This is a genomic window from Paenibacillus tianjinensis (assembly GCF_017086365.1).
GTDB lineage: Bacteria > Bacillota > Bacilli > Paenibacillales > Paenibacillaceae > Paenibacillus_AQ > Paenibacillus_AQ tianjinensis.
On the sequence record NZ_CP070969.1, the window covers coordinates 4,502,754 to 4,526,427 of the forward strand.

Here is a 23,674-nt window from a genome sequence, read left to right on the forward strand (position 1 = left end):
AGCATAGGGTAAACGTTCATTCATAAATTAATTAATCTCTTGCGGAAACCTTTTTGTCCGAATGCACGTCTAAGAGCTCAAATAAACCACAAACTACATCACGAGGTGAAGAAAAAATGAAAAAAACATTCAAGCTTGTTACCCTATCCGCCGCCGCTGCTCTGGCGCTAAGTTTTGCCGGACAGCAATTCGCTTCCGCCGCAGCCTTTACAGATTTAAATAACGTTCCCGATAAAGAGAAGATCATCGCCCTGCAAAATAGCGGCCTGATCAAAGGAATCAGCGCCTCCCAGTTCGGCCCGCATATTCCCATCTCGGAAGCTGAAGGGGTTCAAATGATCGTGAGTGCCTTAGGACTGAATCTTGATCTGATCCGATTCGTGAAGGAGCCCAAGGCCTCGGACTATTTTGCCAATGCCAATGATTCCGCCTGGTACGCACAGGCTCTCATTATTGCTGCTGTCCACGGACTGGACCTGCCGGCGGATTTGAAGCCGGGCCAGAAGTTAACACGCGAGGAATTCACGCATCAGCTTATTGATGCCATCGAAATCAGCGGCCGTCTGCCGATGATCAAGCCAGTCGTCGTAGAATTCAAAGACCAGGACCAAGTGAAGGCGGACTATTCCGGTTCGATCCAACGCGCCCTGAACTACGGTGTTGTGCAGCTGGATGCAAACGGGAAGTTTAACCCGCAGCAGAAAATCACCCGGGCTGAAGCAGCCGTAGCCATCAGCAATGCACTGGCATACCTGAAGGCTCACCCGGCACCTGAAGCTGCAAGCGAGATCCTTACGGCAGAGCAGGCTGTTCAACTGATCAAAGAAGCCGTAGGACCTGAAGCCGGCCTGCAGATCAAGATCGCTCCCGCTTCCAGCATGAGCCGTGAATCCTTCACTTACCTGCTGGTGCATACGCTGCAAACGAGCGGTCAGCTGCCGATGATCAAGCTGAATCCGGTGGAGATCAAGGATAATAATGAGATCGACATCTTAAACTCCGGGGCTATTCAAACGGCGATCGCCCTCAAGATCGTGAGCCTGGACGCAGACGGCAATTTCCATCCAAAAGACGCCATCACCCGTGCAGACGCTACCGCCATGGTCAGCCAAGTCCATGAGATCCTGAAAAAAGCCTCAACTAAATAGGAAGTCTTCCCTGTTTGTATCGCCTAAAAAGGCCAGACCGTCACTTGCTGACTCGTCTGGCCTTATTTTGTAATTATCCACTGAAGGCGAACATGGATCTGATGGATATCTAGCATAGCGTGGATGGAACCCCTCCCGGTCAGTTATATTCATCAATCTAGCGGGAAAAGCTCCCACTAATTCAATCATTTTATACTAAAAATGAATATTAGGTGGAAAAAGTCCCTCTAAAATCTTCGAATTAGCTAACTTTAAGCCATGTTGGGGTAGCGTCAAGAAGTTTGTGTAAAAGAGCAGAATGTAACTTCTCGGGTGTTCGTTGGTAAGTGCAGATGTTCTTTGGGGCGGGGGGACCCGCCCCAAAGAACAAGGGATTTTGAGTTACTTCTCTTGCTCTGCCTGCGCTGAATATCGCGCTTCAAACATCTCATTTAGTTTCTTCTTTACTTCCAGATCGCCGAAGCCGCGAATGACCCGTTCGCTAAAACGTTCGTTGTAATCGATGACGTCCAGGTAGACAATTTTCTCTGCCGCATCCATATTCGTGAGACTGTTCATTGGCTTCAGGCGTTTTCGAATTTCCTTGTTCATTCGTTCAATCGGATTGGATGTGTAAATGGCTTCTTTTATGAGCACGGGATACTTGTAAAAGGTCAGCAGCGTCGGTAACTGTTCTTCCCAGGACCGCATTTCTTTCGGGTAGAGCTTGCCCCATTTGGCCTTCACCGTGTCAAACGCAGCCCGGGCCAGATCATGGTCTGCAGCCGTGTAGATGGTCTTCAGATCTTCAATGACTTCCGTTTTGTGCTGAACTCGAATTTTCGGAAAGGTCGAACGCACTTTGTGGACGATACAATGCTGCACATCCGCCTTCGGATAGGTTTCACGAAACGCTGCATCGAGTCCCGGCAGCCCATCAAATACGCCCAGCAAGACTTCCTGGACACCACGGTTGTAAAGGTCTTTCAGCACCTCACGCCAGCCGTTTGCGCTCTCCTGGCCGCCTACGTAAAAGCCAAGGATCTGCCGGTGACCCTCTTCGTCGATACCCATGGCGAAATAAACGACTTCTCCGCTCACGGTGCTGCGCTTGAGCTTCACATATAGGCCGTCCAGGTAGATCACGGAGTAGCGTTTGTTTAACGGGCGTTTCTGCCACTGATGAATGTCGTCAAGTACCGTAGCTGTAATGTTGCTGACGGTGGTGGGTGAGTAGTGGCTGCCGAACATACTTTCAATGAACCGGGCCACATCTCGCGTTCCCATGCCACTTTTGTACATCTGGATGACGGCCTCTTCTAGCCACCCGTCCCGCCGCTGGTAGGGCTCGAACAACTGCGTTTGGAAAGCTCCCTGACGGTCCCTAGGAACGGCCAGATCCTCAACATTTCCGTATTTCGTGTGCAGACTCCGGGTGTAATATCCGTTACGGCTGTTGTGATTCCCTGACTCATCACTGGTCATGAATTGCTGGATTTCCGCTTTCATAATGGACTCCAGATTATCTTTTACAAACTGGGTGACAAGATTTTCAAATAGATTATTTAACATGTTTTCGGGTAGAATAGTCATCGAGTAGGGTTCCTTTCTTGGTGGACTTCGCAATCCCGAGAATACCCTACTTTTTTGTTGCCTGACTAGGCTCCAAATCTTGGTACACAACTTACTTTACGCCATCCATGTTGGAGATATTAGCGGGAGAAAATCCCGCTACGCCGTATTGGAAATATGAATTTCAAAGTACCCGGTTATGACCGTTCGGATGATCTTCCAGCTCATGCTGATCATATTATCATAGCTTATGTTAATCCTAAGGATCATGAAGTTCATCTATTTGTTATGAGCCATGACGGAACGGTTTCAGATAGACCCGTTAGTCCATGATAGGTTAATTATTCCGTAATACACCAGATCCTCATACCGGCCTTCTTTCCGTACATGCTCTCTAAGTACCCCTTCTTGCTCCATACCTATTTTGCGCGTCACACTTCCAGAAGCCGGATTAGAGCAAATTAACGCGCGAATACTTTTATGGTACTTTTTTTCATTAAAAGCAATACTGCCTGCGCTGCCTCTATGCTCCAGCCACATTCCCGTCTGCCTCGTTCACACTCACCTTTTTGAGCTTCCGATTAAACATAACGAACAGCATAACCCCCATCACGCTAGTAATCACTTCCGTTACGGTCATAGACCAGATAACACCATTCAGTCCGAAGAGATAATGAAGCACGATAATCACCGGAATATACAGGATGCCTTGAGTAATCGCCATAATCGCTGTAGGTGCGCCTTGTCCGGTGGCCTGGAAAATACTCATGAAAAGTCCCGTGAATCCATTAAACAAAGCCGAGATCAGCATCGCTGCCAGGATCGTTACGCCGCTGCTGATCACAGACGGGTCGTTGGAGAACCAGTGCAGGACCGTGTCTCTGAAGATAAATACCAGGCTGACGAACACAATAGAAATGGTTCCGATGCAGGCAAAGGCATATTTAATACTTGATTTAAGACGCTCGATATTGCGGCCGGCATAGGTAAAAGCAAACAGCGGGATCAGACCGAGGAATAACCCCATCGACAGAAACTCCGGAACCTGAACGATTCTTAGCGCCACACCAAAGCCGGCAACCACATGGTCTCCATATAGAATGGCATAATTATTCAGCAGCAGCGTTGTCACAATCAGAAAAGCGGATTGAAGCAGCTCAGAGATTCCGATTTTATAAATTTCCAGCTTATCCTGCACCGAAATCCTGAAATGCTTCAAGAATCCTTTTAAATGTTCACTCTTTGTCTCCAGGAAATAGATGTAATAAACTACCGAGCCCACATTCGCCAGGATCATCGCCAGCGCCGCGCCTGCCACATGCCAGTTCAGCACCAGAATAAACAGCGGATCAAAAATCAGGCTAAGCGCAGTACTGATAAACACCCCGTACATCGATTCCTTCGATGCCCCCTCCGAGCGAACCAGCTGCTCCAGCGCAAAATTGAGCACAATCACGAACCCGCCGGCGAACAGGGTCGTGGCATAGGTCTTTGTAAAATTAAACGTAGCGTCATCCGCACCAAGCAGCCGTGTAATCGGGTTAATCGCCAAAAAAGCAAGCAGTGCGATTACGATACCGGTGATAATACTTGCGTAGAAGGAATAACCGGCGATTCTCTGGCCCTTCTCTGGATTCTTCTCACCAGCCAGCCGGGTCACAAACGTACCGCCGCCTACTCCCAGCACATTGCCGAAGGCCATTAATACAGTAAAAATAGGCAGGCCCAGCGTAATCGCTGTCAGCATATGCGTATTGTGCAGCAGCCCGATGAAATAGGCGTTGATAACATTGTAAATGGTCCCGACCGACATTCCAATCATCATGGGTATCGACAAATGGGTAATCGCCTTCTTCAGCGGGGCTGATTCCAGATAATATTGATTAGATGTTTCCTGACTCATATTCATTCCTCCGAACTTTCACTTCATAATGTTTAGTTAGAATTCTAAGTAATAAAGATATCATAATAGTTAGAACTCTAACTGTCAATACTCTAACTAAATTAGCATTAAAAAACCTCTATACCGCTGCCAGTGCAAATGAGACTCTGACGGGTAAAGAGGTTTTCCATTACAATTCAATTTATTCACAATCTATTATTCTCAATAGGAAAACTAACCGCAAACCCTGAGCCTTCCCCCGGCGTGCTCTCAACCGAAATTTCTCCTCCGCACAGCTCCACGATGCGCCGGACCAGCGGCAGCCCGAGGCCGTTGCCTTCTGCCGACCGCGATTTATCCCCCTGATAGAATTTCACGAAGATATGCTTCATTACTTCCTCTGTCATCCCGATTCCGGAATCTGTGATTGTCACAGTAACGGCATGGCCTGTGGTGGAGAGATGGACGGCAATTTCCCCTCCGCTATCCGTAAATTTAATGGCATTCCCGAGTAAATTCAGCCATACCTGCATCAGCAGATCTTCGTTGCCATAGAACACGACAGGCTCCAGGTCGAGGTCCAGATTGATATCTTTGTCATTCCACTGGGCTTCCAGCAGCAGCAGGGCCTGGCGGATTTGCTCATCAAGGCCGAACTGGCTTTTGTCCACAATGAATTCCTGATTCTCTAGCTTGGACAGCTTCAGGATGTTACTGGACAGAGAGGACAGCTGCCTTGTACTCTCAATGATCAGCCGGCTGTATTCCTGGCGTTCCTTAGGCGAAAGATCATGGTCCTGCATTAAGGTGGCATAACCTTCAATCGCCGCAATCGGGGTCTTAAATTCATGCGAGACATTAACGATAAAATCATTACGCAGCGTCTCAATGCCGCCCAGCTCCTGCACCGTGCGGTTAAAATTGACGGCCATCTCCCCAAGTACATCGACTCTATGCTCCTCATGCGCAACTCTGATACTGAAATCGCCTTTGGCGACCTGCTTGGCGGCTTCACTGAGATCGATGATCGGGGTCAGAATTTTGCGTCCCGAAATCGCAGTTATAACCGTCCCGATCAGGATGCTGGCAATCATTACAAAGGAAATCGGCCAAAAGATATTGAACCGCTCCACATCAATAATTCCCGAATGTACGATCAAAAAGCTCATCAGTGCCATTAACAGCGCCGCGCTCAGCATAATCAAGAACACCATTAGAACCAGCGTCCCCCACAGATTACGTATTTTCCTCGGCCTGATCAACAGCGCTTCACCGCCTTATACCCTAATCCCCGGACGGTAACAATCTCGAATTCAGGACAGTCCTTGAAACGTTCACGCAGCCTGTTGATATGCACATCCACGGTACGCGCATCCGTCTCCGAGTCCATCCCCCAGATCTCGTCCATCAGCTGCTGGCGGGTAAAGATTTTGTTCGGGTAGGACAGCAGCTTGTACAGAAGATAGAACTCCTTTTGGGGCAGCAGCAGGCTTTTATCCCCGCGATAGACTGTTATGGAATCCGAATCCAGTATGACCTCCCCGACAACCAGCCTGCGTTCATTCGCAATCTGTGCCCGGCGCAGCAGTGCCCCGATCCGCAGAATCATCTCGTTCACATCAATCGGCTTCACCATATAATCATCCGTGCCGGCCAGATACCCGCACTGCTTGTCCTTGAAGCTTTCCTTCGCGGTAACCATCAGCACCGGAGTATTATAGCCTGCCTCTCTAAGCCTTTGGATCAGTTCATATCCGTCCACGTTTGGCATCATAATATCCGAGATAATCAAATCAATATAATGTGTATCCAGCAGCTCCAGCGCATGTTGTCCATCCACTGCCATTACCGGGTTATACCCGTGTTTGGTAAGCACTGTGCCGATCAGCTGCCGCAGCTTGTCGTTGTCCTCTACTACAAGAATGTTGATCATTTCTCCACCTGCGTTCCCTTGAGGTTCAGTAATCCTTATAACATTGTACTACAACTTTATGAACCCATTATGAACGGACAGCGTAACACTTACTATACATAAGCAGCTCCCCGGCTGTCAGGCTGTACGAGTTGATGTTCAGTTCATAATCGTATGTTACGCTTTGCACACACAAGAGAGATGGATGGATTAAGAGAGGATGAGATTACGGTATGCTGCAATTAAAAAACATTTCTAAAAGTTATACCACGGGCAGTTTCACGCAAATTGCCTTAAATGATGTCAATCTGGACTTCAGAAAAAACGAGTTTGTGGCGATTCTCGGACCCAGCGGTTCGGGCAAAACAACCTGTCTGAATTTGATCGGCGGGCTCGACCAATATGACAGCGGGGATCTGATCATTAACGGAACCTCAACCAAACATTTCAAGGACAGTGACTGGGATGCTTACCGCAATAACAGTGTGGGCTTTATCTTTCAGAGCTATAATCTGATCTCCCACCTGAGCATTACAGACAATGTGGAAATGGGGATGACCTTAAGCGGTGTGAGTGCTGAGATCAAACACCGCAAGGCTGTAGAAGCGCTGGAAAAGGTCGGACTGAAGGAACATATCCACAAAAAGCCCGGCCAGCTATCCGGAGGCCAGATGCAGCGTGTTGCCATCGCCAGAGCACTGGCTAATGATCCAGACATTATTCTCGCCGATGAGCCGACCGGTGCACTGGATACGGTAACCAGCGAACAGATTATGGAGCTGATCAAAGAGATTGCCAAGGACAAACTGGTTGTCATGGTCACCCACAATCCGGAGCTGGCCGAGGCTTATGCCGACCGGACCGTACAGTTCAGGGACGGAAAGGTCATTTCGGACAGCAATCCGCCAAGCGAGATTCAGGAGAATACCAATTATCAGCTGAAAAAGACGGCCATGAGCTATTTTACCGCACTCAAATTATCCGGCAAAAATATCTCCACCAAAAAGTGGAGAACGGCGCTCACCGCCTTCGCCTCCAGCATTGGCATCATCGGTATTGCGCTAATCCTGTCGCTCTCGAACGGGTTCGACAAGCAGATCAGCAGCTATGAATCAGGGGCGTTATCCAATTTCCCGGTGACCATCAATGAATCGGCTGCCAGTATTGATCTGTCCAGCCGGCCGTCGGAAGACGCCCGTAAGACCGACAAAGAGTGGACAGAGTTCACCAGCGCGGATGAAATATACCCTTATGATCCATCCGCCAACACGGTTATGCATACTAATGTACTAAGTGAAGCATATCTGAATTATCTGGACGGTATCGACCCTGCCCTGCTGGACGGTGTGTCTTACAGCCGCAAGGTGAGCATGAATATTCTCAAATCTGACGGCGCTACTGCTGTTCCCGTCGATGCAGCAAGTCTGAACTTCACCTCGTATCCCGATAAGCCCGCCGGTGCGGAAGGCAGCTATCTTGCCGATTATTATGATCTGCTCGCCGGAAGCCTGCCGGAGAAATCCACGGATCTCGTTATGGTCGTCGATGAATATAACCGGATGAGCCAAAGCATTCTGGAAGCTCTCGGCCTTGATTATAAAGCAGCTAACATCAGCTTCGATAATATAGTCGGCCGGGAGTTCAAGCTGATCTATAACGATGATTACTATATTGAATCTGACGGTATGTTTAAGCTGAACGGCAATGCTGCCAATTTGAGTACAATGTATAACAGCGGCAATGCCGTCACGTTGAAAATTTCCGGCATCATCCGTAAGCAGCAGGATTCCCCAATGTCCACCATGTCGGCGGGAATTGCTTACTCTGACAGTCTGACAGAACAGTTTATAACCAATGCTAAGAACTCGGCCATTGTCAAAGCCCAGCAACAGCAGGATCAGGTTAATGTGCTTACTGGCAAGGTATTCTCTCAAGTCAGCGGGTTGAACATGGGCGGCGGTGGTATGGGCCTCGGCCTTGGAATGAGGGGCTCCGGTTCAAGTACTGATCCGGGCAGCTCCAGTTCCAAGGAAGATACACTTGCCGCTTTGGGTGCTGTAGCCACTCCAGCTTCCATCTCCCTGTATCCTAAAGATTTTGAAGCCAAAGAAGGCATTGTGGAGTATCTGGATAAATGGAATGAAGGCCGCAGCGATAAAGAAATGATTGTCTACACCGATTTGGCTGAGATGGTCACCAGTCTCTCCAGCGGCATTATGGACGGAATTACGATGGTGCTGATCGCTTTTGCCTCCATCTCGCTGGTCGTGTCCCTGATCATGATCGGGATTATCACCTACATCTCCGTGCTAGAACGGACCAAAGAAATCGGTGTACTCCGCGCCTTGGGGGCACGCAAAAAGGATATTACGCGTGTCTTCAATGCAGAGACCTGCATTATCGGTTCGCTCTCTGGACTGCTGGGCATCGGAATCGCTTATCTGCTGACCATTCCCGTCAACATCATTCTCAAGTCGATTACTGAACTATCGAATGTGGCTCAGCTGAACCCGCTGCATGCCTTCGGACTTGTCGTGCTCAGCGTTGGACTGACCATGCTGGGCGGATTCATTCCTGCCAAATTCGCCGCCAAAAAAGATCCGGTGGTTGCACTGCGCAGCGAATAAGTTATCTTGTGAACAAGGGATTACTGTTAGATAGAAAGGAGCCGGTCTTGGACCGGCCCTAATCCCAATTTCTCAGGTCATTAATCACTCTCTTCTCGCGGAACGCTTTCTCCAGATCAATGTCCAGCTTATTGGCCAGATCAAAAATATTCCACACCACATCGTACATCTCGTAACCCAGGTTCGCTTTACGTTCCGCATCGGGATGAAAGGACACTGAGAGCACTTCTTTGGCTAATTCGCCGACCTCTGTCATCAAGTATAACATCCGCTGCTCAATGGTACTCGTATCAAAGCCCTTCACTTCACTAAATGCTCTAACATACTGCTGAAATTCTGATGCGTTCATTCCTTCCGCTCCTCATGATCTTATTACCATATCGGTTTATATTTTAAGGAATGGCCGTGACTACAGAGAATATTTGGCCTTCCGGCCGCTGTTGTCTGCAGATTTCTCGAATTTGTACCGCTGATCGCGGTGGAAATCCGCACACAAAGGCGGACGTTACCGCTCCTACAGTTCCAAAATTCTCCTCCGCCACCTTCCCTTAAATTTAAATCAATTAATTCCTCTACATTGATATCTCATTATACATCATAGAGTCGCTCTAACGGACAAACGAGACAAGATCAGAATAGCAAAAAAAACGCAGAGCCCGGAACTACAGTCTCTGCGCTAAATAGGAATAACGGAATCAGGTCATCAGCCTAATTCGAAATAGCGGTCAGCATTATGATAACAGATATCCTGTACGATGCGGCCCAGGAAAGGCAGATCCCTTGGCGCTTCGCCGTTTACGACCCAGCCTCCGATCAGGTTGCACAGAATACGGCGGAAATACTCGTGGCGCGTGTAGGAAAGAAACGATCTGGAATCCGTCAGCATGCCTACAAAGCAGCTGAGCAAACCAAGATTCGACAGGGATGTCAGCTGCTTGATCATGCCGTCCTTCTGGTCATTGTACCACCAGCCGGAGCCGAACTGGATTTTGCCCTTGATGCCGTCGCCCTGAAAAGAACCGATCATCGCTGCCAGCACATCATTCTGTGCCGCATTCAGATTGTATATGATCGTCTTGGGCAGCTCTCCGGTCCGGTCAAGCCCGTCAAGCAGCTTATATAACCGGTCGGCATAGCTGTTGTCGCCAATGGTATCGAAGCCTGTATCCGGTCCCAGCTCGCGGAACCTGCGCGTATTCGGATTGCGGATGGCCCCGATATGCAGCTGCATGGCCCAGCCGAGCGCAGCGTATTTCCGTCCCATAGCCAGCAGCAGTGCAGTCGCGTATTGGTCACATTCCAGCCTGCTGAGCTTGTCACCACCCAGACGTCTGCTGAAGATATCTTCGAGGACTGAGGCCGGAGCTTCTTCATACGGCAGATGCGAGAAGCCGTGGTCGGAGATCATGCAGCCCTGACGGTGGAAATATTCAATCCGCTCCAGCAGGGCACGTTCCATCAGCGCGAAGCTGGTAATCGGGTACCCTGCCACCTGCTCCAGACTGGATACATATCCTAGAAAAGACTCTGCTTCAATCAGCAGCGCCTTATCCGGCCGGAAGGTCGGGGTCACGCCGGTCTTGAAGGTGTCCAGACCATTCCCGGCTATCCGGGCATGGTACTTCAGATCATCCACCGGATCATCCGTAGTGCAGATCCATTTCACATTAGAGCGTGTGATCAGCCCCTGGGCGGAGAAGCCCTTATCTGCAATCAGCGTATTGCAATGCTCATAGATTTCCCGCCAGTTCTGCGGATTCAGCTGCTCCTCTACGCCAAAAAAGCGCTTCAGCTCCAGGGCCGACCAGTGAAACAGCGGATTGCCGATGGTAAAGGGCAGAACCTCACTCCACTTGGCGAACTTTTCTTCATCCGGAGCACTGCCCGTAATATATTTCTCATCAACGCCAAAGGTTCTAAGCGCACGCCATTTATAATGATCCCCGCCCAGCCACAACTCTGTAATGCTGTTAAACCTTTTATCTTCAGCAATGGCCTGCGGATCAAGATGGCAGTGGTAGTCTATAATCGGCAAGTCCTTGGCGTACTCATAATAGAGTATCCGGGCTTCCTCAGACTGCAGCAAAAAATCCTCATGAATAAGTTCCTTCATTGCTCATGTCCCCTTACCCCTTATTTCAGATACTTCTCCAGTGTGCTTCTTACCGCGCCCGGTCCGGCCAGCAGCTCGTAGAACATACCCTCAATCTTGTCGCCAAGCCCGATGTCATACAGATTCACGCCAAAGAGCTGCTCATCTTCGAGAATAGCGCGCACATTAGAGCTGGTGTCGCCCAGCTTCACACCCTGCAGATGTCCCTGCAATGTTTCGAGCAGCGGGTCCGGACTTAGGTTGAAGGCACTTCCTTCATCATTCACGCCCAGCAGATAGCGGCACCAGACGGCGATAGCAAGCGGAATGGCCGTCAGGTCAGCCGGGTCCAGATCTTCTCTGCGGACATAGGACTTGATCGTTTCTCCAAAGCGGATGCCCACCTTCTGCGAGGTGTCGGTTGCGATCCGCTGCGGCGTGTCGGGTATAAACGGATTGGCGAAGCGCTCCTGCAGCACCTCATCCAGAAACTGCTTCGGACTAAGGATGCCCGGATCCACAACAACCGGCAGCCCTTCCGTGTAGCCGATGATTTCCACAAATTTGCGCAGCGTATCGTCCTTCATCTCATCGGCAATCAGGGTATAACCGAGCAGACAGCCCGATACGGCGAGTGCGGTATGCAGCGGATTAAGGCAGGTGGTCACCTTCATCGTCTCCACCTTGTTGACGGTATCCCGGTCGGTGAAGATAATGCCCGCCTGCTCAAGCGGAGGACGGCCATTCGTGAACTTATCTTCAATGACCAGATATTCACTGATCTCAGCGTTTACAAACGGGGCAGTATAGGTATTCTTGGAGGTGACAATCACATCCATCTCACCGATGTCCTGCTCAAGCAGTGCTGCCTGCACCGTTTCCGAAGGGCGCGGTGTGATTTTGTCGATCATCGACAGCGGGAAGGTAATCAGCTGCTCATTCTCCAGGTAAGCCAAGAAGCCTGCTTCCACCAGCCCTTTGGCGGCCCATTCCTTGGCAATGGTTACGACGCCATTCTTCAGCTTATCGCCGTTATGGGAGCAGTTATCCATGCTGACAAAAGTCATCGGGTATGCGCCCTTCAGATACCGATTGTATGCAAGCGAAGCAACAATGCTCATGGCATGCACGGGCTGCTCCGGCCCGCCCGCAATATCCTTCTCGACGATGCCGAGATATTGCCCGTTCGGGCCGGTCAGGGAATACCCCTTCTCCGTGATGGTGAAGCTTGCCATCTGCAAGCTCGGGTTCTCGAACACCTCCGTCAGCCTGTTGTAATCATCCTCACGGTTCTTATCGGCGGTGATGCCTTCTACGATGCTGCTGACGACTTTCTTCTGGAAATCGCCGCGCGCATTCATCAGCACCAGCAGAGTCAGATTATCATACGGCTTGTAGACTTTATCGATCATCTCGAAGTCAAAGGTTTCCGCCGCGATGATACCCGTGTCCGCTGCGCCGCTGTCCAGCAGCTTCTGATGGGCATTCGCCACGAACCCGCGGAAGATATTGCCCGCACCGAAATGAATCCATTCCGGCTTCACCAGCGTGTTCTTCGCTATTGTGTCATAGTCAAACTTAGGAAGGATGGCTCCGGCTGCCTCCCATGATTCTGCTTCATCCCGGATACTGGATCGGCTCAGGCGCAGCATTTATTTCGCTCCCTTCACATTATCCAGGCTGTCCCATACGCCGAGCAGGTACATGATGCCCATCGCCCGGTCATACAAGCCGTACCCCGGACGGCAGTTTTTCTCTTCGCCCCACAGATGACGGCCGTGATCCGGACGCACATAACCCGTGTACCCGTTCTCGTGGTAGGCCTTTACGACTTCCGCCACATCGACACTGCCGTCGCGGCCGCGGTGGGATACTTCGATGAAGTCCCCGTTGTCAAAAACCTTCACATTGCGGATATGGGCAAAATATATCCTGTCATGGAACTCGCGGATCATCGCCGGCAGGTCGTTCTCCGGATTCGTGCCAAGCGACCCTGTACAGAAAGTCAGGCCATTGTATGGACTGTCCACTAAATCCAGGAAACGGCGGATCGTATCGCGGCTGCGGATAATGCGCGGCAGGCCAAAGATGGGCCAGGCCGGATCATCCGGGTGAATCGCCATTTTGATATCCACTTCTTCACATACCGGAATAATACGCTCCAGGAAATATTGCAGGTTGCTGAACAGTTTATCTTCCGTCACATCAGCATAAGCCGCGAACAGCTCATCCAGCTTCGCCAGCCGTTCCGGTTCCCAGCCCGGCATGGTGAATTGACCTGCGCCTTTGAGAATCCGGTCTACCATCTCACGCGGATTATCGGTGATGGCAGCCTTTTCATAAAAGAGGGCGTTCGAACCGTCAGGCAGCTCCTTGTACAGCTCCGTGCGCGTCCAGTCAAACACCGGCATGAAGTTATAGCAGATAACTTTAACGCCGACTGTAGCCAGCTTACGGATTGTATCGATATAGATGTCGATATATTTGTCACGGGTCGGCAGGCCGATCTTGATATCATCATGAACGTTGACGCTTTCCACCACGGCGGTGCTGAAGCCCTTGGCCGTAATCTGATCCGCCACTTCCTGTATCCGCTCCATCTCCCAGACCTCACCGGCTACCTTGTCATGCAGCGACCAGACGATGCCCATTACCCCCGGAATCTGCCGTATATGGTCAAGCGTGATGTTATCGTTCCCTTCGCCATACCATCTCCACGTCATGTTCATTGATAAACCCTCCTTATGATGTATAAACCAATGATTGCACATACCCTAAAATCTTGTATACAAGTTTTGAGTAGATCATAAATAAACAACATAATTTTGTCAATACTTCTTTTGAAAACGTATACGATTATCGATATATAGCGAAAACATTGAATTGTATAGTGAAAGTTTTCTTTTATCACCGCGGGCATTGATGTATACTAGAACTTAAAATACGGATGATGGAGCCGAAACACAATGTCGATCAAAGAACAAATTATGAAGACGCTAAAAGATGAAATTCTGACCCTGACACTGAAGCCCGGCACTATTCTCAGTGAGACTGTTTTATCCGAACGGTTCCAGATTTCGCGGACCCCGCTGCGTGATGTGCTGAAACAGCTCAGTCTGGAATCCTATATTGATATCTATCCGAAGAAGGGCAACCTGGTTTCGTTTATTGATCTGGAGTCGGTTGAACAGATTATTTATTTGCGCAGTGTCCTGGAAAAAGAGATCATGAAATACCTCTCGGCCCATCTTGTGCTGAAGGGTGTACATGAGCTGAAGGAGATTCTGGACAGGCAGAAGGCGGCAATTCATCAAGAGGATGCCACAGAGCATTTCCTCAACCTGGACGATGCATTCCACGCTGCCCTTTTCCGGCTTGCCGGACGGGAATTCCTATGGAATCTGATACAGCAGTCCAATGTGCATTATGTCAGATACCGGCGTCTGCACATGCTCCGTCAGGAGAAGCTGGAGGAGATCTGGACGGAGCACCAGCGCATCCTTGAATACATGACCCGGCAGGAAACGGACAAGCTGGATGCGCTGATCCATCACCATTTGCGCGAAGACATTAACTCGCTCTATTTGCAGGAGAACTTCTCAGACTACATCAAAGTCTAGGTATTTGTTAAGCTTCTACGCCTACAATTGAATAAGACCACCCTCACGCTCTATAAACTGCAAAAACCTCCTTGCCGGCAGGGGGAAACATACGGAACCTGAGGGTCCCTTTCGTCCGCCTGTCGGCAAAGAGGTATTGGATTAACTATAGGATTTGAAATACCGGCCTGTCCTGCACAAAGCGGACGGGCAGGCCGGGGAATTGCTGCGACAGCCGCTCTGCCAGCAGCTTCATGCCGGGTGCCTCGCTCTCAGCGTGGCCCAGCATCATTAACGCCCGGTTGCGCGCCTGTGCGGCGGCATCTTTTACATACTCCGGAGTTTCCCATTCCGGCCCTTCTCCGGCAATAATCAGATCGAGGCCGTCCTGTTCGAACAGGGGAATTGTCATTGAACCTCCGCCTCTATAACCAACCAGAATGCCCACCCGGGTGCAGGAAGCAGCTAAATTGCCCGCCACACGCAGGTAAGAGATTGCCAGCTGCCGCTTCACCATCTCTGCAGCGTCTTTGACGGACATGGCCGGAATGGTTAATATCGACACTGCGGCCCGATGCTCAGTTACATAATCCTCCCAGCCGAGTGCACGGATCAGCCCTTCTGTTATTCCGTCCGGCGTGTAACGGTGCACATCATCATGAAACCGGTAAATCCCGATACCTGATGATGCAATCAAAGCAGATTTCTGCAAAAATACCGGATCCCCGCCCAGCCATTCCCGCTGATCCTGGTGGCTGTAATAAACCCCTTCATGAGTCACGATCAGGTTCGCCCCAAACAAAGCCGCCTCTTCAATTACATAGTGTGAGGCTGCAAAGGCCGTAACGATCCCCCGCACCTCTGTCTCCAGGCTTCCCGGGTCCAGCTTGTCCACGGTTGGATCAGGCCGGACGACGCCGGCCGTCAAGCGATCAATGATATGTCCAAAGGTTATTGTCATGGCCATTCACCTCTTTAGTAGATGATCCGCTGGCTTGCATCCATAATGCCGCTCTTTCTGAAGAAATACGTATTGATCTGGTCGCGCCATTCCTTGGCATGAGCGGCCTGCCCTTTGAGGCGCTCCTCCACCTGCACATACAGATCCTCTCTGAGGTTCCCCTGCAAGCTGCTCCATAAGGTGACCAGCTCTTCCGCACGTTCTGCGCCAGCAAAATGAGTATCATAAATATGCTGGATCACCGTTTTTCCGGAATGGAGCACATGGGTATACGGAACATGATGGAAGAACAGCAGCAATTCATCAGGGCATTCCTCGAGCGAATCATACCGTGCAGCATTGCTGCCGATATACTGGGAACTGTAGCCTGTACCACTCTTCACGGTCCGGTCGACTCCGATCCCGTGGTTGTCAGCATAATGGTACGTCCCCCACTGGGAATATTCATAGCCGTCCACATTCGGCCCGTAATGATGCTCCGGATTGATCATCCAGCCCACGCCGAGCGGAGCTGTGTAGGATTCATAAATCTCCCAAGAATCCAGCAGAATCCGGCTGATCACAGCTGCTATTGTCGGATCTTTGCCAAAGGTAAGAGCGATCCATTCCCCGGCAATCTCTTCCGCGCTCAGCTCCGGATTCCAGGCCAGACGGCCGTATCCGTACAGATTAGCCTGGGCCAGCAGATGGCCGGTCCAGTTCAAGTCATTGCCAACATTGGACACCGCCGCGATCCCGCTGTACCGGTTGCCCCACAGCGAGCCGTCTACAATATGCTTAACCGGAGAAGCTTCCCCCTTGGCATACGTATTGAATTCCAGCACCTCTTTCCACTGGGGGACAAGGTAACAGACATGGCGCTGCTGGCCGGTATATTCCTGGGCAATCTGGAATTCGATCACTTGATTAGTCCGCTCCAGCGCCCCGAACAGCGGGGATACCGGTTCCCGGACCTGGAAATCCATCGGCCCGTTCTTGATCTGCAGAATGACATTGTCTTTGAATTTGCCGTCTAGCGGTTTGAAGTGATCATAGGCCGCTCTCGCCCGGTCTGTCTTGCGGTCACGCCAGTCCTGCTTACAGTTGTACACAAAGCAGCGCCAGATGACGATTCCGCCATAGGGCTCTAGGGCTTCCGCCAGCATATTCGCACCATCGGCATGGTCGCGCCCGTACGTGAACGGTCCCGGACGGTTCTCCGAATCCGCCTTGACCACGAAGCCGCCGAAATCGGGGATCGCCTGGTAAATATCGGCCGCTTTGCGCTGCCACCAGCTGCGCACGCCCGGATCGAGCGGGTCAGCTGTACCCACTTCCCCTTCATGCATCGGTCCGGCAAAATTAACGCTCAGGAACAGCCGGATGCCATACAGCCTGAATATATCAGCTATGCTTGCCACCTCGGGCAAATAATCCGAAATAAACAGCGTCTCCAGGGCATGGACATTCACATTATTGATCGCGATGGCATTGATGCCGGTCGAGGACATCAGCCGAGCGTAGTCGCGGATCCGTCCCATATCCCCTTTAAACCGGTTATTTTCATAGAAGAAGGATCTCCCCGCATACCCCCGCTCTACACTGCCGTCAAAGTTATCCCAATGATTAATCATCCGAAGCCCGTTTACCGGATTCAAGGTTATATCGAGTTCCTCAATCTCCTGCAATGTGCCGAGCAGGCGCAGCAGGTGAAACACTCCATAGAGAACACCTGCCGGCGAAGCGGCTCCTACAGCAATGCAGTGATGATCTGCACTCGTGCGGATGGCGAATCCTTCACGTTCCACCTTGCGAATGTCAGCCTCACTAAACACACTGTGGATCAGCGCATTCCCGCCCCCGAAGGTGCCGATGGCAACCCTTAAATTGCCGGAGCTTAACTTATGATCCGCCTGGACCCGGATAGCAAGCATACCTTCGATGCCCCTGCTCCATTCCGCCAGTGCAGCCTGAACCGTATCATCAGCTTCCGTAACGCTCACCGCTCCGCACCATTTTACATATTGCTCCTGCAGCCTGCCCTGTGGCAGTGCCGGATAGCCCAGCCAGGCGCCGTAACCATGATCTTCGATCGAAACATGATGCTCATTGGATTCTTTCATCATCTGGAAGACTCCTCCTGTGTTTTACCTGAGTGTAGGATTTACCTAGCTATTGGCTTTTCTGCAGTCCGTCAGCGATCTGCTGCCCGTACCTTCCAGGAGCCAGAGGATTGCTGTAACTCCGCGGGGGTAATACTTACTTCCACCTATCAGGCCGGATAAGATCTGGTCACTCCAGCACCAGTAGGACAGCTCGGGATGCAGCAGCCAGTTCACATGCGCAGCATCAGCCGCAAGTCCGCTTTCCTCCCAGGGCAGCTGCAGAATCTCCCGGGCGATGAACTGGGACAGATAGATTTTGCTGAGCCACGAGTTATTGCTTGTGGACGACAGCTTCCAGCCTCCGTCCTCGAACAGGCAGATGCCTGGAACCAGCACCGTATGGAGGTGGGTATTCAGCGCGCTGAGATACTCCGCGAATCTGCCGCCGGGATCGAGCGCTTCTCCGCAGCCGGTGAAGAGCGGGAAGACCAGTCCTTCAATCGCCGGAATGATACAGGATTGGTTGTCTTCATGGATAATAGCAGGAATATAACCGTCACTGTTTAATTGGGAAGATAGCGAAGCGGCACACTTCACGGCCTGCTGCCCTGCCTCTGCTGCCAGTTCAGCCAGTCCTTCCTGTCCGAAGAACTTCTCCAGCGCCACATAGGCCGCCCAGCATTTTCCTGCCATATAAATGTTATTGCGGGACTGCCCAAGCGAGGTATCAAGGCTGTCATAGGTAGTGATTTCGGCACCGCCTTGGGTACGGTTGCTGTCCAGACCCATCAGGCCGTTGCGCTGGCTGCTGTCCGGATGATCGCGGTTCAGCATGCTGTCAAAGCAGGCACGGAGTGTCGGGAGCATTTTATCGGTAAAATCACGGTCTTTGGTCTGTTCGATGTAGACGAGCGCCGAGACCAGCCAATTGACCAGCTCCTCATGGCTCATATAAGAGAAGCAGTCATCCAGCCCGGCCAGCTCATAAGCGGAATACTGCGGCCGCGAGAATACATTGGCGACGCCGACATCATGAGTGAAGCTGATCCCTCCGGGGTACTCCTCGTTTCCGCCCGGAAAGACAACCTTATCCTCATAGCTGTAGCGGTCTACGAACAATTCGAGCTCATTGCGCACCGTCCACGGGTTCATTACCAGTTCAAAGAACAGCTGATCCGCCGTTAAATCCAGCGTATTCATCATTCGGTATTCACCTTCATTCACGATCCAGATGTACCGGTCCCCGTCGTGCAGAAGCTGAGTGCTGCCATAATAGCTGTGAATCGCATGCGAGAGCATAAAGGTCTGATCTCCGGTAAGCCCCGCAGAGGCAATCCATGCATCCGCTGCTGAACAGGAACCGGTAAGCTCATCAAAATGCTCCAGCGCATAGCCGGCCACGGCATCAATATTGTTAAAGTAACGGGTATATGCATAGCTGGCATCGATTCCTGTGGTCACCAATCCGCCCCGGTAAAAACAGATGGCAAAACGGTATGTCCGTTTCTCCCCCGGAGGAACCTCCATCAACACGGCGCCTGTGCCGCCCAGTCCGAATGCCAGGTTGTGCGTAAGCTTAGCCTCCAGAATCTTCTCCATCGTGAACCCGAGTGCAGACTGGACCTCCTCAGCGTCACAGGCAACTGCCATCAGCCGGCCTTGTCCGATTCCCTGAAAAGCCCCTCCGCTGGTGTCGCTGAGTCTGCGCATGGAGCTGTAGGGATCGCTGCCTTCATAACCGAAGAAGCCTTTTCGCGCAAAAGTACCCTTTGTATTGTCCAGTGTAAGCTCGGCGAAGACTGCCGGCAGCAGGGCTGCCTTGAGCGCAGCTTCATCAGCAGCGGCCGGGTCAGGAACCGGACGGACAGGGGAGTACAATTGAAAAGTCAGGTCACCCGCCTGCCAGGTATCAGTCGCTGCCCCAAGTTTTCTGCTGATTTCATGGTCTTGAAACGCTTTCAAAAGTACGCCGGACGGCTGATGGGATCCATTTGTCTTAGCTTCGTCATTCTCGCCCGGCGGAACAGGGAGTCCCTGCTGCAATTCCTTTGCGGTTTCATCCGCTTTTTCTATATCGTATCTGGCGCCGGCATCCTCGACCTGATCGAAAAAAGGCAGCGCCTCGTAACTTGCACCGTCTGCGGACTGGAATCCGATATACACATTCTGGTCAGCCGGTTTACCCAGCTCCAGTCCAAGTCCCCCATGTTTGCCTTTAAAACCTAAAGTGAAGCTTGCAAAAGCACCTATCGGTGAATGCTGGACATTATAGAACAGATTAGATTTTGTCATAATGACTCCTTCCCGGTTCGTACGTTTAGGATCGATTTGCCTGATGGTACTTCCTTATCCTACCACGGGCTACCCGGAGGGAACATTGTCAAATCAAGCAATAATTTACCCAAATCAAGCTAATGTCAGCTATACTAATAGATAAACCATTGAACTAGATAAACCAAGGGGGAACTGCTCATGGCTTCAGCTTTTATGCCGCCTGCACTTGGAGAAAGCATCAGTGAAACGATTATACCGGACGTAAAAACTACGCTGAACCTGTTCGGCATGCATCTGAGGAAAGTAAGCGGTGCTTGGAATTATCCAATTCATGCCCACCCGCAGTACGAATTCAACTATGTGCTTGAAGGGGAGCAGCGGATGAACGTCAATAACCGCAGCTATACGCAGCGGGCCGGGGATCTGGTCCTGCTCAGACCCGGAGACTCCCATTCCAGCCAGAGTGGCAACGGCCAGCCGTTCACCTATTTCTGCATTCATTTTGACATCGATGACAAGCTTCTGATCTCGCTGCTGAGCCGGCTGAATCATATGCTCTTTACCGCGGCAAGCCCCATTGCGCATAAACTCACGCCTCCCCTAAGCAAATTGGTGGACATTTCAACTACAATCCATGGGGATATTACCATGTCTCAGCGGATGATGCTGCAGTCCGCGGTCTTCGACCTGTTCGGCCAGCTGTGGGAGGCGTTCTCGATTGAGGCGAATCTGCATGCTTCTGCTACTTATGAGAAGGTAGAGCTTGCCCACCAGATCCGCAGCCGGCTCCAGGGACTTGTCTACCAGCAGTTCAAACACGATGTACAGGAAGACCGGACGCTTGGCGTCGATGATATTGCTGCAGAGCTGGGCATCAGCTCCTCGCACTGCTACCGGGTATTCCGGCAGGTGTTCGGTCTCTCCCCCCGGGAGTTCCTCTCCCAGCAGATGCTTCATGAGGCCAAGGTGCTGCTGGATGATCTGCGGCTACCGGTCAGCCAGATCTCTGCCCTGCTCGGCTACCGCGATATCGCTCATTTCAGCCGCCAGTTCAAACGCTGGTACGGCAAATCTCCCAGGGAGTACCGGGAATCGGGCCGGGAACACAGATAAGTCCTGATGGTAATGGTAAGGAAAAGACCTGTTCGTCTGCCGGCAAACCACTTGATAGCTGCACAAAAAGACCCGCCGGAACAATATCCGGCGGGGCTATTGCAGCGGTGCTTGAATCCGGCAGAATCAGCCGTTCATACATTAGGGCGGCACCGGCTGGGTTCGGCCAAGCTTAACTGCCGAGGGTTATCCACCTACGGCTGGAATGATGATCGTAGAGAAGCTTCACTCCGGATGGATCATGGCCGGCGGTGTACAGTTCCAGTTTCTATGCTTAGAGAAACCACTCCGGAAACCATTGTTTCAGCGATTTAAGCTTGGCCTCGGTCTGAATCGCTCCCCCGCCCTCATGGGCGTTGAACGGATAAATATTGATATCTTTCTCCCCGGTAATCCGGTTATAGGTGGCAAAATACATCTCCGGCGGGCAGGTCTCATCCTTCAGGCCTACGGAGGCAAGCACCTTGCAGGTAATCCGCCCGGCCATATTCATCGTATCGAAATAACTCAGCTCATTCATCACCAGATCCAGTTCTTCCGGATGCCGGCGGAGATAGTCGGCTACAGAGGCAAACGCGCCATGCTCACCCTCTATTCTCCGCACCAGATTACTGTTGCTCGGAACATCTGCGAGCGCTGCTACAGGCCTGTCATCCAGCGCGGCCATTGCCATCGTCAAAGCCCCGCCCTGACTGCCGCCTTCAACGACAATCCGCTTAGGGTCCACTTCCGGCTGGGTGCAGGCAAAATCGATCGCCTTCATACAGTCCATATATTGATAGCGGTAATAATACTCATATTTGCTGCGCGCACCTTTACTGGCAAGGTTCATGGAGTATCCCCAGGATGAGGGGGCCCGGCTGCCGGTGCGTCCGCCCTGCTCTCTGCAATCAATCGACACCACAGCAAAACCCATCAATACCCAGTGCATGAACTCGGAGGGCTCCCCCCGGCTGCCGTTGAATCCGTGATAATGGATTAGGCACGGGTACTTCTCCTTTTGCATGAAATCAGGAACAATATACCACCCGTACACCGGCGTTGTATCCATCCCGTCAAAGCTGATCTCATATACGCTTACCTGCTCAATGGGATAGGTTATTTTTTGTCTGCTGCTATTCAATGGAACTGCCCTAGCCTCGGAAATGGTTTCCTCCCAAAACTGGTCAAAGTCCTCCTGCCGGGTAAGCTCCGGCTTATAGTTGAATAATTCCTTCGTAATATCCTCCAGGTAACCCATGTTCTCTACTCCCCTAATGCTTATTTACAATCTTCAGCTAATTAAGTTCTGTGATGCCAAAATCATGCAGCAGCTCCTGAGTATCAAGCGCAGGCAATCCCAGCGGGGTGCGTAAATTCTGCAGCTTCTCCACCAGATCCTCTTCATTCGCGTACGCGTACGGGCTCTTCCATTCCGATTCCAGAGTGAGCAGTTCACTGGATGCAGGCTTCATGGAGTTATAATTCAGAATCCAGCTCATCAGCTGATCCTTGCTAATATCGGTACGGATATTATCGCCCAGAATATCGATAATCTCCCCCCACTTGGCAATTCCGCTCACGGAATCCAGCTTATCCAGAATGAGGTTCAGCACCTCCTGCTGCCGTTCATTACGGGAGAAATCGGATGACTCTGCGGTTCCCCGGTTGGATTTACGGTAACGGACGAAATCCAAAGCTTCTTTGCCGCTTAAATGCTGCATCCCTTTTTTCAGGTCAATATTAGTACCGTCGGCATTATCCACGTACCGCATATCCATCGGCACATTGATATCCAGCCCGCCCAGCTCATCCACGATGCTGCTGAATGCTGCAAAATTAATCAGAATCATATGCTCAATATCCATTTGCAGGATACTGCCGTAGAACTCTCTTGTTTTGCTTAAATCCTCGTCCTTGTTATGTGCGTAATAATAGGCATAGTAGTAATTGGCCTTATGCGAGCCGATCTCACGGCTTGTGATCCTCAGATCACGGGGGATCGACAGGATAGACAGCTTCCTTGTAACAGGCTCATAAACCACCGGCATCAGCACATCCGTATTCAGCGTCCCTCCGCTGCCGCTTCTATTATCCACACCGGCGAGTAAAAAGGTAAGCGGCTTATTCTCATCCTTTTCCTCCGGAGCCTCAGCATCTGCCGATGCTCCGGGCACTGGTGATGCAGGACCAGCAGTTTCAGCGGGAGGGGTCCCAGATGCCGATATCCGGTCAAGCGCCCGTTCGGCCTTAAAATACAGTGTTCCGGCATAGACAGCTCCGGCGATCAGACATGTACCAAGTATAGCTGAGATACTAAGCAGTGTCTTGCGGGTACGTTTTTTGCTGCGTTGTGCTTTCCTTCTCTTGCTTCGCTCCTCCATTCCCTTCCTCCTGGCTCCCTCTCATTAATGTTATAAGTTGTAAATGATTATACCATAGGCTGGTAAAG

18 protein-coding genes are annotated in these 23,674 nt (G+C 51.1%); 5 read left to right on the top strand and 13 right to left on the bottom strand.

The window, feature by feature from the left end:
• Nucleotides 1-116: 116 nt before the first annotated feature.
• On the top strand, nucleotides 117-1,148 hold the full coding sequence (locus JRJ22_RS21065) for an S-layer homology domain-containing protein (protein ID WP_206101353.1): 1,032 nt from the start codon (nucleotides 117-119) through the stop codon (nucleotides 1,146-1,148).
• Nucleotides 1,149-1,529: 381 nt separating this feature from the next.
• Here JRJ22_RS21065 and JRJ22_RS21070 read toward each other — a convergent pair whose 3' ends face one another.
• The 4 genes from JRJ22_RS21070 to JRJ22_RS21085 all read right to left on the bottom strand — a co-directional run bounded on the left by JRJ22_RS21070 (nucleotide 1,530) and on the right by JRJ22_RS21085 (nucleotide 6,514).
• Nucleotides 1,530-2,720 (bottom strand): IS256 family transposase, encoded by a 1,191-nt coding sequence (locus JRJ22_RS21070; protein WP_206101354.1) that lies wholly within the window; start codon nucleotides 2,718-2,720, stop codon nucleotides 1,530-1,532.
• A 502-nt stretch (nucleotides 2,721-3,222) separates the two neighbouring features.
• Entirely contained in the window at nucleotides 3,223-4,602 is a 1,380-nt protein-coding gene (locus JRJ22_RS21075; RefSeq protein ID WP_206101355.1) for an MATE family efflux transporter, read from the bottom strand.
• A 185-nt stretch (nucleotides 4,603-4,787) separates the two neighbouring features.
• Nucleotides 4,788-5,843 (bottom strand): HAMP domain-containing sensor histidine kinase, encoded by a 1,056-nt coding sequence (locus JRJ22_RS21080; RefSeq protein ID WP_206101356.1) that lies wholly within the window; start codon nucleotides 5,841-5,843, stop codon nucleotides 4,788-4,790.
• Nucleotides 5,840-6,514, bottom strand: a complete 675-nt coding sequence (locus tag JRJ22_RS21085) for a response regulator transcription factor (protein ID WP_206101357.1) — start codon at nucleotides 6,512-6,514, stop codon at nucleotides 5,840-5,842. Before JRJ22_RS21085 ends, JRJ22_RS21080 begins: the two co-directional genes overlap by 4 nt.
• 212 nt (nucleotides 6,515-6,726) lie before the next feature.
• Here JRJ22_RS21085 and JRJ22_RS21090 point away from each other — a divergent pair, with 212 nt between their 5' ends.
• Nucleotides 6,727-9,120, top strand: a complete 2,394-nt coding sequence (locus JRJ22_RS21090) for an ABC transporter ATP-binding protein/permease (RefSeq protein WP_206101358.1) — start codon at nucleotides 6,727-6,729, stop codon at nucleotides 9,118-9,120.
• Between the two features lie 58 nt (nucleotides 9,121-9,178).
• On the opposite strand, the gene JRJ22_RS21095 is transcribed toward JRJ22_RS21090, so the two are convergent.
• The 4 genes from JRJ22_RS21095 to uxuA all read right to left on the bottom strand — a co-directional run bounded on the left by JRJ22_RS21095 (nucleotide 9,179) and on the right by uxuA (nucleotide 13,941).
• A complete protein-coding gene (locus JRJ22_RS21095; RefSeq protein WP_206101359.1) occupies nucleotides 9,179-9,469 on the bottom strand; it encodes a MazG nucleotide pyrophosphohydrolase domain-containing protein in 291 nt (96 codons plus the stop codon).
• 354 nt (nucleotides 9,470-9,823) lie between these two features.
• Nucleotides 9,824-11,233 (bottom strand): glucuronate isomerase, encoded by a 1,410-nt coding sequence (uxaC, locus tag JRJ22_RS21100; RefSeq protein ID WP_206101360.1) that lies wholly within the window; start codon nucleotides 11,231-11,233, stop codon nucleotides 9,824-9,826.
• A 20-nt stretch (nucleotides 11,234-11,253) separates the two neighbouring features.
• A complete protein-coding gene (locus JRJ22_RS21105; protein WP_206101361.1) occupies nucleotides 11,254-12,864 on the bottom strand; it encodes a mannitol dehydrogenase family protein in 1,611 nt (536 codons plus the stop codon).
• Nucleotides 12,865-13,941: a mannonate dehydratase gene (gene uxuA, locus JRJ22_RS21110; RefSeq protein ID WP_206101362.1), complete on the bottom strand. Its 1,077-nt coding sequence runs from the start codon at nucleotides 13,939-13,941 to the stop codon at nucleotides 12,865-12,867.
• 237 nt (nucleotides 13,942-14,178) lie between these two features.
• Here uxuA and JRJ22_RS21115 point away from each other — a divergent pair, with 237 nt between their 5' ends.
• Complete coding sequence (locus tag JRJ22_RS21115) at nucleotides 14,179-14,832, top strand: GntR family transcriptional regulator (RefSeq protein ID WP_206101363.1); 654 nt, start codon at nucleotides 14,179-14,181, stop codon at nucleotides 14,830-14,832.
• A gap of 145 nt (nucleotides 14,833-14,977) precedes the next feature.
• On the opposite strand, the gene JRJ22_RS21120 is transcribed toward JRJ22_RS21115, so the two are convergent.
• From JRJ22_RS21120 to JRJ22_RS21130, 3 genes are read right to left on the bottom strand one after another with little or no spacing between them, the layout of a single operon-like run.
• A complete protein-coding gene (locus JRJ22_RS21120) occupies nucleotides 14,978-15,772 on the bottom strand; it encodes a Nif3-like dinuclear metal center hexameric protein (RefSeq protein WP_206101364.1) in 795 nt (264 codons plus the stop codon).
• Nucleotides 15,773-15,786: 14 nt separating this feature from the next.
• On the bottom strand, nucleotides 15,787-17,877 hold the full coding sequence (locus JRJ22_RS21125) for an alpha-glucuronidase family glycosyl hydrolase (RefSeq protein ID WP_232380914.1): 2,091 nt from the start codon (nucleotides 17,875-17,877) through the stop codon (nucleotides 15,787-15,789).
• A gap of 42 nt (nucleotides 17,878-17,919) precedes the next feature.
• Nucleotides 17,920-20,148 carry a glycoside hydrolase family 52 protein gene (locus JRJ22_RS21130; protein WP_206101365.1) on the bottom strand — a complete coding sequence of 743 codons (2,229 nt, stop codon included), beginning with the start codon at nucleotides 20,146-20,148 and terminating at the stop codon, nucleotides 17,920-17,922.
• A gap of 180 nt (nucleotides 20,149-20,328) precedes the next feature.
• On the opposite strand from JRJ22_RS21130, the gene JRJ22_RS21135 reads away from it, so the two are divergent.
• Nucleotides 20,329-21,243 carry an AraC family transcriptional regulator gene (locus JRJ22_RS21135; RefSeq protein WP_206101366.1) on the top strand — a complete coding sequence of 305 codons (915 nt, stop codon included), beginning with the start codon at nucleotides 20,329-20,331 and terminating at the stop codon, nucleotides 21,241-21,243.
• A gap of 12 nt (nucleotides 21,244-21,255) precedes the next feature.
• On the top strand, nucleotides 21,256-21,558 hold the full coding sequence (locus JRJ22_RS21140; RefSeq protein ID WP_206101367.1) for a hypothetical protein: 303 nt from the start codon (nucleotides 21,256-21,258) through the stop codon (nucleotides 21,556-21,558).
• Here the strand turns inward: JRJ22_RS21140 and JRJ22_RS21145 are convergent.
• The gene (locus JRJ22_RS21145; RefSeq protein WP_206101368.1) at nucleotides 21,518-22,483 is read right to left on the bottom strand and encodes an acetylxylan esterase; all 966 of its coding nucleotides are present in this window, start codon (nucleotides 22,481-22,483) and stop codon (nucleotides 21,518-21,520) included. The two genes, JRJ22_RS21140 and JRJ22_RS21145, sit on opposite strands and share 41 nt — an antisense overlap.
• 37 nt (nucleotides 22,484-22,520) lie before the next feature.
• Nucleotides 22,521-23,606 (bottom strand): LCP family protein, encoded by a 1,086-nt coding sequence (locus JRJ22_RS21150; RefSeq protein ID WP_206101369.1) that lies wholly within the window; start codon nucleotides 23,604-23,606, stop codon nucleotides 22,521-22,523.
• Nucleotides 23,607-23,674 lie beyond the last annotated feature (68 nt).

Bases quoted from the DNA above. Each gene is read 5' to 3' on its own strand.
- JRJ22_RS21065 (WP_206101353.1), top strand. From the start codon at position 117: ATGAAAAAAACATTCAAGCTTGTTACCCTATCCGCCGCCGCTGCTCTG.
- JRJ22_RS21070 (WP_206101354.1), bottom strand. From the start codon at position 2,720: ATGACTATTCTACCCGAAAACATGTTAAATAATCTATTTGAAAATCTT.
- JRJ22_RS21075 (WP_206101355.1), bottom strand. From the start codon at position 4,602: ATGAGTCAGGAAACATCTAATCAATATTATCTGGAATCAGCCCCGCTG.
- JRJ22_RS21085 (WP_206101357.1), bottom strand. From the start codon at position 6,514: ATGATCAACATTCTTGTAGTAGAGGACAACGACAAGCTGCGGCAGCTG.
- JRJ22_RS21090 (WP_206101358.1), top strand. From the start codon at position 6,727: ATGCTGCAATTAAAAAACATTTCTAAAAGTTATACCACGGGCAGTTTC.
- JRJ22_RS21095 (WP_206101359.1), bottom strand. From the start codon at position 9,469: ATGAACGCATCAGAATTTCAGCAGTATGTTAGAGCATTTAGTGAAGTG.
- uxaC (WP_206101360.1), bottom strand. From the start codon at position 11,233: ATGAAGGAACTTATTCATGAGGATTTTTTGCTGCAGTCTGAGGAAGCC.
- JRJ22_RS21105 (WP_206101361.1), bottom strand. From the start codon at position 12,864: ATGCTGCGCCTGAGCCGATCCAGTATCCGGGATGAAGCAGAATCATGG.
- uxuA (WP_206101362.1), bottom strand. From the start codon at position 13,941: ATGAACATGACGTGGAGATGGTATGGCGAAGGGAACGATAACATCACG.
- JRJ22_RS21115 (WP_206101363.1), top strand. From the start codon at position 14,179: ATGTCGATCAAAGAACAAATTATGAAGACGCTAAAAGATGAAATTCTG.
- JRJ22_RS21120 (WP_206101364.1), bottom strand. From the start codon at position 15,772: ATGACAATAACCTTTGGACATATCATTGATCGCTTGACGGCCGGCGTC.
- JRJ22_RS21125 (WP_232380914.1), bottom strand. From the start codon at position 17,877: ATGATGAAAGAATCCAATGAGCATCATGTTTCGATCGAAGATCATGGT.
- JRJ22_RS21130 (WP_206101365.1), bottom strand. From the start codon at position 20,148: ATGACAAAATCTAATCTGTTCTATAATGTCCAGCATTCACCGATAGGT.
- JRJ22_RS21135 (WP_206101366.1), top strand. From the start codon at position 20,329: ATGGCTTCAGCTTTTATGCCGCCTGCACTTGGAGAAAGCATCAGTGAA.
- JRJ22_RS21140 (WP_206101367.1), top strand. From the start codon at position 21,256: ATGGTAAGGAAAAGACCTGTTCGTCTGCCGGCAAACCACTTGATAGCT.
- JRJ22_RS21145 (WP_206101368.1), bottom strand. From the start codon at position 22,483: ATGGGTTACCTGGAGGATATTACGAAGGAATTATTCAACTATAAGCCG.
- JRJ22_RS21150 (WP_206101369.1), bottom strand. From the start codon at position 23,606: ATGGAGGAGCGAAGCAAGAGAAGGAAAGCACAACGCAGCAAAAAACGT.